Source organism: Pedobacter sp. T50_32, from assembly GCF_057652195.1.
In genome coordinates, this window is the sequence record NZ_JBYFBY010000023.1 from 1 (window position 1) to 279 (window position 279).

1 protein-coding gene is annotated in these 279 nt (G+C 64.9%); it reads right to left on the reverse strand.

From position 1 onward, the window contains the following. On the reverse strand, window positions 1–279 hold a 279-nt coding region (locus tag AC23ME_RS21115), incomplete at both ends, for a dihydropteroate synthase (protein WP_487729702.1).

Below are 279 nucleotides of genomic sequence, written 5' to 3' on the forward strand. Positions count from 1 at the left end.
GCAGATGGAGGTCTTGCGGGCATAGCTGTCGGCCTGCCCCTCCTCGTCGAAGGCCATCACCACCACCGCGGCGCCATAGGCGCGCACCAGTCGCGCCTTCTCGATGAAGGCCGCCTCGCCCTCCTTGAGGGAGATGGAATTGACGATGCCCTTGCCCTGCAGGCGCTTCAGCCCCTGCTCGATGATCTCCCACTTGGAACTGTCGACCATCACCGGCACCTTGGCGATATCCGGCTCGGCGGCGACGAGGTTGAGGAAGGTGATCATGGCGGCCTCGCT